General features: G+C 61.2%; 4 protein-coding genes. 3 read left to right on the top strand and 1 reads right to left on the bottom strand.

Going from position 1 to position 10,532, the window contains the following annotated elements; all coding sequences use genetic code 11:
- Positions 1-6 precede the first annotated feature (6 nt).
- From QOM08_RS19390 to QOM08_RS19400, 3 genes are all read left to right on the top strand, one after another.
- On the top strand, positions 7-882 hold the full coding sequence (locus QOM08_RS19390; RefSeq protein WP_047229293.1) for a formylglycine-generating enzyme family protein: 876 nt from the start codon (positions 7-9) through the stop codon (positions 880-882).
- A 238-nt stretch (positions 883-1,120) separates the two neighbouring features.
- Entirely contained in the window at positions 1,121-2,779 is a 1,659-nt protein-coding gene (locus QOM08_RS19395) for a cyclic peptide export ABC transporter (protein ID WP_274090774.1), read from the top strand.
- A 14-nt stretch (positions 2,780-2,793) separates the two neighbouring features.
- The gene (locus QOM08_RS19400) at positions 2,794-6,951 is read left to right on the top strand and encodes an amino acid adenylation domain-containing protein (RefSeq protein WP_316912009.1); all 4,158 of its coding nucleotides are present in this window, start codon (positions 2,794-2,796) and stop codon (positions 6,949-6,951) included.
- A gap of 618 nt (positions 6,952-7,569) precedes the next feature.
- On the opposite strand, the gene QOM08_RS19405 is transcribed toward QOM08_RS19400, so the two are convergent.
- A complete protein-coding gene (locus QOM08_RS19405; protein WP_316912010.1) occupies positions 7,570-10,038 on the bottom strand; it encodes a TonB-dependent siderophore receptor in 2,469 nt (822 codons plus the stop codon).
- Positions 10,039-10,532: the final 494 nt, after the last annotated feature.

Below are 10,532 nucleotides of genomic sequence, written 5' to 3' on the forward strand. Positions count from 1 at the left end.
AGATGGATGAACAGTTTTTCGTTGAAGCTATTCCCGGCACTGGCCCTCGCCGCCCTGCTGCCCTCCGGCGCCCAGGCCTCGCAACCGGGCCAGGTCTTTCGCGACTGCAAGGACTGCCCGGAAATGGTCGTGCTGCCCACCGGCACCTTTCAGATGGGCACCCCGGAAGATGAAGTGGGCCGCGAGCCCGACGAAGGCCCGATGCACCCGGTGACCTTCGCCAAACCGCTGGCGATCAGCCGCTTCCAGGTCTTGAAGGGCGAATGGTTCGCCTACCTGCGCGACACCGGCTACTCGATGCCCGACGGCGATAAACGTCCCGGCCGCGCGTGCAAGGCCGGCATCCCGGACTATCAGGGCAGTGATCCGCGCAAGCAATACACCGACCGGCACCCGGCGGTGTGCATGAATTTCGAAGAGGCCAACGCTTACGTGGCCTGGTTGTCGAAAAAAACCGGCAAGCCATACCGCCTGGTCAGCGAGTCCCTGCGCGAGTACGCCGCACGCGGCGGCACCAGCGGGCCGTTCCCCTTCCCCTTCGACGAGGGCAAGGAATACAGCATCGCCCAACACGCCAACACCTATGGCGCGGCCGACGGCTACAACTTCACCGCCCCGGCCGGCAGCTTCGCGCCCAACGCCTTCGGCGTGTACGACATGCACGGCAACGTCTACGAGTGGACGGCCGATTGCTATAACGAAAACTACATCGGCGCCCCGAGCGATGGCAGCGCCTGGTTGACCGGCAAATGCGAGTTCAAGCGTATCCGCGGCAACGATTGGGGCGAGGCACCGGTGTTCTCCCGCTCCGGCAACCGCAACGCGCTGGTGCCGGGCAATCGGGGTGACTGGATTGGTTTTCGGGTGGCGCGGGATATGTAGGCCGAGCACAGCTCGGCCCCTGTGGGAGCAAAGCTTGCTCGCGATGCAGACACCTCGATTTCACAGAAAAGCGCGTCGCCTTCATCGCGGGCAAGCCTTGCTCCCACAGGATAAATTCCCCTGCCCTCCAATCGTTCTAAAGATGGGCACAACCCAATCCAGCGTGCCTGCGTCCTAAAGCCCTCCCGGCGACCACCCGCGATGGCCTTCGCCCTTTTCATCAAGCAGGGAAACCTCCATGAGCCAACCAAAACGCGGGGTGATCAATGAACTGTTCATCCTGCTCAAACCTTTCCGGCTGATTGTCGTAGGCTCCATCCTCTTGGGCATGCTTGGCGGCCTGAGCATCACCGCCCTGCTGGCGACCATCAACGACGCCCTGAACGCCGCGGCCAAACCCACAGCCCAGACGCTGGTAACGTTCGTGGTGCTCTGCGCGGTGGCGCTGCTGACCTCGATTCTTTCGGACATCGGTAGCAACCACGTCGGTCAGAACATCATCGCCGGGTTGCGTAAGTCCCTGGGCAAGAAGGTGCTGCTGGCGCCCATCGAACAGATCGAACGTTATCGCAGCCACCGGCTCATCCCGGTACTGACCCACGACGTCAACACCGTCAGCAACTTCGCGTTTTCGTTCGCACCGCTGGCCATCGCCTTCACCGTGACCCTCGGTTGCCTGGGTTATCTGGCCTACCTGTCACTGCCGATGTTCTTGCTGCTGCTGGTGGCGCTGGTGATCGGCACGGTCGTGCAATACCTGGCCCGGGCTCGTGGCATCAGGGGGTTCGAAGCCGCCCGCGAGGCCGAAGACGCGCTGCAAAAACACTACAGCGCGATCGCCGCTGGCGCCAAGGAACTGCGTATTCATCGCCCACGCCGCCAGCGCATGTTCAGCCAGCGCATCGAAGCCACCGCCGATAATATTTGCGACACCAATATTCGCGCGGTCAACACCTTCGTGGTGGCCAAGACCTTCGGCTCGATGCTGTTTTTTGTGGTCATTGGCCTGGTGCTGGCCCTGCAATCGCTGTGGCTGGGCACCGACAAGGCCGTGCTTAGCGGCTTCGTGCTGGTGCTGCTGTACATGAAGGGCCCGCTGGAATACCTGGTGATGACCTTGCCGGTCATCAGCCGGGCAAACATTGCCTTCAAGCGCATCGCCGAGCTGGACGAGCAGTTTTCCTCACCGGAGCCGCACCTGCTGCTGGACGACAAGAGCGTTTCCAGACCAGCGCTCCAGCAGCTTGAACTGCGTGATGTGCACTACGCCTTCCCGGCGGTTGAAGGCAGCCAACCCTTCGCCCTGGGACCGGTCAACCTCTCCATCGCCCAGGGCGACATTGTGTTCATCGTCGGTGAAAACGGTGGCGGCAAGACCACGCTGATCAAACTGCTGCTGGGCCTCTATTTCCCCCAGGGCGGCGAAATCCTCCTCGACGGCGCGCCGGTAGGGGCCGCGCAACGGGACGATTATCGCCAGTTGTTTACTACGATTTTTGCCGACTATTACCTGTTCGATGACCTGGTTCAGGGTGACCAGCAGGTACCTGACGACGCCAATCGCTACCTGGAGCGCCTGGAAATCGCTCATAAGGTTCGCATTCAGGACGGCGCCTTCAGCACTACCGATCTTTCCACCGGCCAGCGCAAACGCCTGGCGTTGCTCAACGCCTGGCTTGAGGAGCGCCCAGTGCTGGTGTTCGACGAATGGGCCGCCGACCAGGACCCGGTGTTCCGACGGGTTTTCTATACCGAACTGCTGCCGGAGCTGAAGGCGTTGGGCAAAACCATCATCGTCATTTCCCACGACGACCGCTATTTCGACATCGCCGATCAACTGGTCCGGATGCAGGCCGGTCAGGTCATCAGTGAAAAAGCCCCCGCCGCCTTTGCCTGAACCGCGAGAACACCATGAACCCAATGCTAGATGATGACCTGCTGACCCTGCTGCTGGAGGAGGACGCTGACGTCATGCAAGCCCGCTCCAGCCGCAGCCGGCCGGACCGCGCGCCCTTGTCCTTCGCCCAGCAGCGCTTGTGGCTGGAGCAACAGCGCGACCCGAACCGTTCGGCCTACAACCTGCCGCGCGCCCTGCGCCTGACCGGCGAACTGAATGCCGACGCCTTGGAACAGGCATTGAATCGCGTCATCGACCGGCACGACATCCTGCGCACCGCCTTCACTGAAATCGACGGCGCCGCCACCCAGGTGATCGAGCGTAACGCCAGCCTGATCGTGCACCGGGAGAACCTCGCCGCGCTCGATCAGCCAACACGGGAGCTGGCACTTTCACAGCGCATCGAACAGCACGCCCGACAACCGTTCGATCTGACCCAGGCGCCGCTGATGCGGGCAACGTTGCTCAGACTGGGCAGTGACGAGCATGTGTTGTTGCTCAACATGCATCACATCGTTTCCGATGCCTGGTCCAACACGATCCTCATGCAGGACCTGACCATGGCCTATGCCCAGGCCTTGCTGGGCGATCCGTCAACACTGCCGTCGTTGCCCCTGCAATACGCCGACTACGCGAGCTGGCAACGTGGCGACTATGTGCAGAGCCCGGCCTGCCAGCGCAGTGGCGCCTATTGGAGCGACTACCTGGGCCATGAGCTGCCGGCGTTGGAACTGCCTCAGGAGTTTGCGCGCACCGCCAATCAGCAACACATGGCCGGACGCGTGCAGGTGTCACTAGACCCGACAATGGTCCAGGCCTTGGATACGTTCTGTCAGCGGGAGGGGCTTACGCCTTTTGTCGTGGCGCTGGCGGCCTGGCAATTGTTATTGGCTCGGTACAGCAACCAGAACGACTTCACCGTCGGCGTCCCGAACGCCAACCGCAACAGCCACGAGAGCCAGGAGCTGGTGGGATTTTTCGTCAGCAGCCAGGTGTATCGGGCGCGGATCGACTCGAGCCGCAGCGCGCTGGATTTCCTCCGGGACCTGCGCGCGCAGTCGCTCGCCGCGCTGGAACATGCCGACTACCCGCTGGAACTGATCCTGGATCAGTTGCAACGTCCCGGCGCACAGGGCGCCAGTGCGCTGTTCCAGGTCTTGTTCAACTGGCGCACCGGGTCGTCTTCACCGTCGGCGCCAAACCTGGGTCAACTGACGCTGGAGTTTCTCAGTACCGGTGACAACCAGGCCAAGTTCGACCTGTCGCTGGATGTCGATTATTCCCAGCAACAGCTGCTGGCAACGTTCGAATACAGCCGTGATCTGTACCGCGCAGAGACCATCGAGCGCATGGCCGGCCACTGGCAGAACCTGCTGCGGGGCCTGGTCGAGACGCCTGGATGCGCGCTTGGCGAACTGCAACTGTTGAGCGCCGATGAACACCGAAAAACCTTGGGCGACTGGAACCGTCAGCCGACCCAACTGCGCAGCGAACAGTGTCTGCACCGGTTGATCGAAACCCACGCCGCCAGCACAGGCGACACCATCGCCCTGACCTTTGAAGGGCAGCACATGAGCTATGCCGAACTCAACCGACAGGCCAACCAACTGGCCCATCGGCTGATCGAGCAAGGCGTCGGGCCCGACGTACTGGTCGGCATCGCCGTCGAGCGTACGCCACAGATGATCATCGGCCTGCTGGCGATCCTCAAGGCCGGTGGCGCCTACGTGCCGCTGGACCCGGCCTACCCCGCCGACCGCCAGGCCTACATGATCGCGGACAGCGGCGTTACGCAGATCCTGACCCAGGCTCATCTGCGGGAATCGCTGGCGCTGCCCGCTGACATCAACTGTCTGTTGCTGGATTCGGTCGATGCCAATAGCCCCTATCCCGAGCACAATCCGAATGTGCCGATGGACCCGGATAACCTGGCCTACGTGATTTACACCTCAGGCTCGACCGGCCAACCCAAAGGCGCACTGCTGGCGCACCACAACGTCAGCCGATTGTTCCAGGCCACGGACCACTGGTTCAGCTTCGATCATCAGGATGTCTGGTGCCTGTTCCATTCCTATGCCTTCGACTTTTCCGTGTGGGAGATCTTCGGCGCCCTGCTGCACGGCGGCCGATTGGTCATCGTGCCCCACGCCGTGAGCCGTTCACCGCAGGATTTCCATGCCCTGCTTTGCCAGGAAAACGTCACGGTGCTCAACCAGACGCCTTCGGCGTTCAAGGCGTTGCTGCAGGTCGCCTGCGAGCCTGGGCAACCTCTTGCCCACCGGTTACGACAGGTGATTTTTGGCGGCGAAGCGATCGATGTACAGAGTCTTCGCCCCTGGTTCGAACGTTTCGGCGACCAGACGCCGCAACTGATCAATATGTATGGCATCACGGAAACGACTGTGCATGTCACCTGGCGGCCGTTGTCGATGAGTGACTTGCACAGCGAGGCCGCTAGCCCCATCGGCGAACCCATCGTCGACCTGTCCTGGTATCTGCTCGACGCTCATCTGAACCCGGTGCCCAAGGGTTGCATCGGTGAGCTATACGTTGGCCGGGCCGGCCTGGCCCGCGGCTATCACCGACGTGCCGACCTGACCGCTACCCGCTTCATCCCCGACCCGTTCGACCCGCTGCCGGGTGGCCGCCTCTATCGCACCGGGGATCTGGCCCGCTACCGCACCGACGGCAGCATCGAGTACATCGGACGCCTGGATCATCAGGTCAAGATTCGCGGGTTCCGCATCGAGCTGGGGGAAATCCAGGCGCGCCTGCAAACGCTGCCGGCGGTGCAAGACGGTGTCGTGTTGACCCATGAAGGCCCGGGCGGCCTGCAGCTGGTCGCCTACGTGATTGCCGCACAACCGGCCACGGCCGAGTTACGCGAAGGCTTGTTGAGCGCACTCAAAGCGCAGTTGCCGGACTACATGGTGCCCAGCCACCTGCTGTTCATCGATCATTTCCCGCTCAATGCCAATGGCAAGCTCGACCGCAAGGCCTTGCCGGAACCCGACGCCGGTCTTTGGCATTCCCTTTACCTGGCGCCTCGCACTCAGTTGGAAGCAGCCCTGGCACAGCTCTGGCAACAGTCCCTCAAGGTTGCGCGCGTCGGTGTCAACGACAGCTTCTTTGAACTGGGCGGGCATTCGATCCTGGCGATCGAACTGATTGCCAACCTCAAGGCACGCCTGAATATCAGCGTGCGGCTGCAAGAGTTGCTGGCCAACCCGAGCGTCGCCGAGCTGGCCTTGTTCATCTCGCAAAAACATCGGGAACAGGCCCAATGCCTGGTCGAACTGAACAACGCACCGGCCAGCGCACCGCAGCTATTTTGCCTGCACCCCAGCGGCGGCATCGTGTTCTGTTACCAGCCATTGGCACGCAAACTCCAACAGCGGGCGCGCACCGTTGGCGTCATGCACCGCGGCTTCAGTGAACCGCATGCCGGGCCTGAAGCCTGGGGCGAGATGGTCGCCGATTACAGCCGGGAAATCGTCAAGGCCCAGCCGCAAGGTCCCTATTACCTGATGGGCTGGTCGTTGGGCGGCGCCATTGCGCTGGACATCGCCGCGACGCTGGAAAGCCTGGGCCACACCGTGAGTTTTCTCGGTTTGGTGGATAGCACGATCCCGGAGCATCTATATCCGGCAACGTTGTCGCGTCATCGGCATTTACCAGGCGCTGAACAAGCCGACCCGGCCTCTCAGGATCTGCTGGAGGCCATCGAATACTTCGACCTGCTGTTTCCGACCCTCACGGAACGCACGGCGACTTATCGGCGTGAGCAACCCGAAAGCACGGTCAAGGCCTTCCATGAGTGGGCCGCCAGCCAGATCGAGCCGGGACGAGGCGACTTGCTGGCGATCGTGCAGAGCGTCAAGGATGAAGTCATGAACGCCCAGGCGTTCTCGGTGCATGATCGTTTGCTGGAAGCCTTCGACGGGTTCACCTTCAAACCGGTACGGGTTCGGCCTAGCTGCTGGTGGACACAGGTAGAAAAAACCCCGGAAGAATTGGCATTCTGCGAAGGTTTGATCAAGAGCTACAGCCTGACCGGGGAGCTGCAATGCTCGATGCATTCGGCGTTGCGTCACCGCAGTATGATTTTTGATGATGGGTTGCTTGATTCGTTGGTCGAGGGTTTTTTGGCCAGTGCGATAGAAGGGGAATAGCGCTTGGGGTCGGTGTGTATATCCGTTGCTGCGGTAACCGCCACTTAGGGTTCCGCCGTTACGGCGGGTCACTTTCGAAAATCCGCAAGCCGGCCCAGGCGAAAGTAGCCAAAGCGCTTCTGCCCCACCACTCGGCACCTCACTTAGGCTCGGTGTGCCTGAACCACCGCTATCGCGAGCAGGCTCGCTCCCACAGGTTTTTGTGTCGTTTGCAGATGCTGAGGACACCAGCAAACTCATGTGGGAGCGAGCCTGCTCGCGATGACGTCGGCACATCCAACATCAACGCAAACTGACCCGCCGCTTTCGCGAGCAAGCCCGCTCCCACAATTGGATTGAGTCCCCCCGCAAGAACAGGTCGGCTATAAGGCCGCCTCGCGAGCAAGCTTTGCTCCCACAGCTACTGCTCAAACAGGTCGGATGGGTGTATACCCGAAAGAGTCAGGCCGCCTCGCGTCGGACGTTGATCTCGGCGCCCCGTTAACCACGCTGGCCGAACGCAGGCGTTGCGCAGTGGGCACCTTGGCAAAGAAAACGGCGCTTTCCCGTCTCGAAAAGCGCCGTTTCCTTAAGTGAACAGCACCACCCACAAGGCAGGTCTATTCATTCCCGCGAGGATCAGAACTGCGGTTTGTACGTCACGCTGAACATCAGGTTGCGTGGATCACCGAAGTTGTTGTTGCCATTGAGCTGGTTGTAGGCGGACGTAATGTACGTCTTGTCGAACAGGTTGTTGGCGTTGACCGCCAAGGCGATTTCCGGCGTCAGTTGGTAGCCGACGCGGGCGTTCCATACGGTGTAACCCGGGACTTCACGATCGTAGTCGTAAACCATCGTGTGGCTTTGGCTGGTGAAGCCCAAGCCGGTGCTGACACGGCTCCAGTCGCCGGTGAACTGGTAGTTGCCCCACACGCGCAGCATGTGTTTCGGCGTCCAGGTGCTGAAAATACTCCCTTCATTGTCCGGGTCCTCCAGGTACTTGGTGGTGTTGTAGGTGTAACCCGCGAACAGCTGCAGGTTGTCTATCACTTCACCACTGATTTCGGCGTCGATACCCTGGCTGCGCACTTTGCCCGAGGCTACCGAGCAACCCGAGCCGCCACACCCCGAACCACCGTCGTTGATGGCACGGTTCTCATGGTCGTAGCGGAAGATTGCCAGGGAGGTATTGACCCGACCGTCCATCAACTCGCCCTTGAGGCCGACTTCGTAGTTGGTGCCGACTATCGGCTTGAGCACCGAACCGTTGGCATCGCGATTGGTCTGCGGCTGGAACACGTCGGTATAACTGGCATACACGGCCCATTCACGGCTCAGGTCATAGATGATGCCCGCGTAGGGCGTGACCACTCCGGTTTCAGTTCCGGTGCTTGGCGCGTTGCCTGTGATACCGGCTGAGTTTTCGGTTTTCGACTTGTAGCTGTAGTCATACCAGCTGACCCGGGAACCCAGCACCAGCGTCAGATCGTCCACCGGCTTGACGCGCCAGGTGCCGTACACGCCCTTCTGGCGGATATCGTATTTGCTGAGGGTGCCCTGGCCACCCGCGGCGATCAAACTGTCGTAGCTGATGTCCGGACGGTCATTGTCGATGTCGAAGATGGAGTCGCTGGTGTTGTTGAATGTACGGGCGTAGCGGTCATCGGTTTCCAGCTGGGAGTAGTTGCCGCCCAGCATGACTTCCTGCTCCATCGACAAGGCTTCGAACTTGCCGGTCAGGTTCATGTCGAGACCGGCCTTCGTGGACTGGAAATCGGTCAGGAAGTCGGCATATTGCACGCCGCTGCCATCAGGCAGGAGACCACCTCCCCTTTGGACGCGCTGGTTTTTCGCCTGGTTGTCTTCGCTCATGTGCACCGCGCCGACCTTGAACGCCCAGTCCTCATTGAAGCGGTGCTCCAGATCGGCGTAGAGGGTGGTGACGTCGATTTCGGAGCGGTTCCAGCGCGCCCCCGTGTAGGTCGAGCGCGACACGTCCGGCATCCTGCCATCGGCGTAGCGTGGCAGGCCGCGGATGTTGCCCCGCGATTCGCCGTTGGATTGGCTGACCGCGAAACCCAGAGTGGTGTCTTCGCTCAGGTCGACGTCCAGCGCGCCGTACAGCGAGTGAGTCTTGCTCCACGCATGGTCGACGAATGAATTGCTCTGGTCTTCGTCGACGACGATGCGACCGCGGATGTTGCCGGCCTGGTTCAGCGGGCCGCCAGCGTCCAGTTGCAGGCCGTAGTGATCCCAGGAGCCGGCCTTGCCGGTCAGGGTCACGGTCGGTGCGTTCTGGCCACGCTTGCGCACCAGATTGACGGCACCACCGGGGCTGCCGGTGCCTTGCAGCAGGCCGGAGGCGCCGCGCATGATTTCCAGGCGGTCGAAGAAGATCAGGTCCTGGGTCGCCCAGTTGCCCAGCGAATAATTGTTACGCAGGATCGGCACACCATCGTATTGCCAATCGTCGATCTGGAAGCCGCGTGACGACAGGATCATGCCTTGGCCAACGCCCTGCAGGCCGACGATGCCGGTGGTCTGGTTGACGGCGTCCTTGAGGTTGACCAGGTTCTGGTCATCCATCTGCTTACGCGTCATCACGGTGATCGACTGAGGAATTTCCTTGAGGGTATGGGTGCCCTTGCCGATGGTCACGGCGTTACTGGTGTATGACTTGCTGCCTTCGGTCGTCGCAACCAGCTCCTGTGCCTTGACGGTGGTCGCGCCCAGCTCAAGGGACCCAGTGGCAGAACCGCGCAGCAGCATCAGGGTATTGCCCTCAACGCTGTACCGCACCCCCGTGCCCTTGAGCAATTCGGTGAGGGCCGCCTGCGGGCTCATCTTGCCGCTGACGCGGTTGCTTTTCAGCCCGGCCATATCGCCGGCGTTGTAGATCACTTGCTGGTTGGTCTGCTGACCGAACGCTTGCAGTGCCTGGGGCAGCGATTGCGCAGGGATGTCGATGCTGACGTCTTCAGCCATCACCTGAGCGCTGAGTGGCAGCAGGCAGACCAGCCCCAGACCGGTCAACACCCGGCGCGAACGCAGGCCGCGGGACATGACGAGTGCCTTGAACAGAGGTTTCAACTCATGAATGGATGACATCGTGCTCTCTATTATTGGTAGAAGTAAAAGTCCATGGGGCCGAAGGGCCCGCCGCTCGCCAGCACGAGAGAACCCGCACGGTCGATTGCCCCAAGGGCAATGTGTCAGTGCGGGGCCGACCGGCCCCTCCCCGGGCACGGTCATCCGGCTGGACGACGGCGAAATTTTTGCTGAACACATCCGGTGCCTGAGCGTCCTGCCCGACCCGATTTGTCCACATACCTAAGTAAGACGCAGCACCTGCCAAAAACCGGAATGAGTTTATTTATCATTCGCGTAAAAAGTTAAAAAAAAAGCCGGCGCAGAGGGGCGCCGGCCTTTTGTTTCATGCGAGTGTCAGCTGCCTTTCGATCGTTCCCACGCTCCCGCGTGGGAATGCCGCCAGGGACGCTTCGCGTTCCGCCCCTGGAAGGTGACGCAGAGCGTCACGGAATGCATTCCCACGCAGAGCGGGGGAACGAGAACTTAAAAAAGGCCTTTTTGTTCATGCCATG

This window comes from Pseudomonas sp. P105, from assembly GCF_032614175.1.
Lineage (GTDB): Bacteria > Pseudomonadota > Gammaproteobacteria > Pseudomonadales > Pseudomonadaceae > Aquipseudomonas > Aquipseudomonas rhizophila.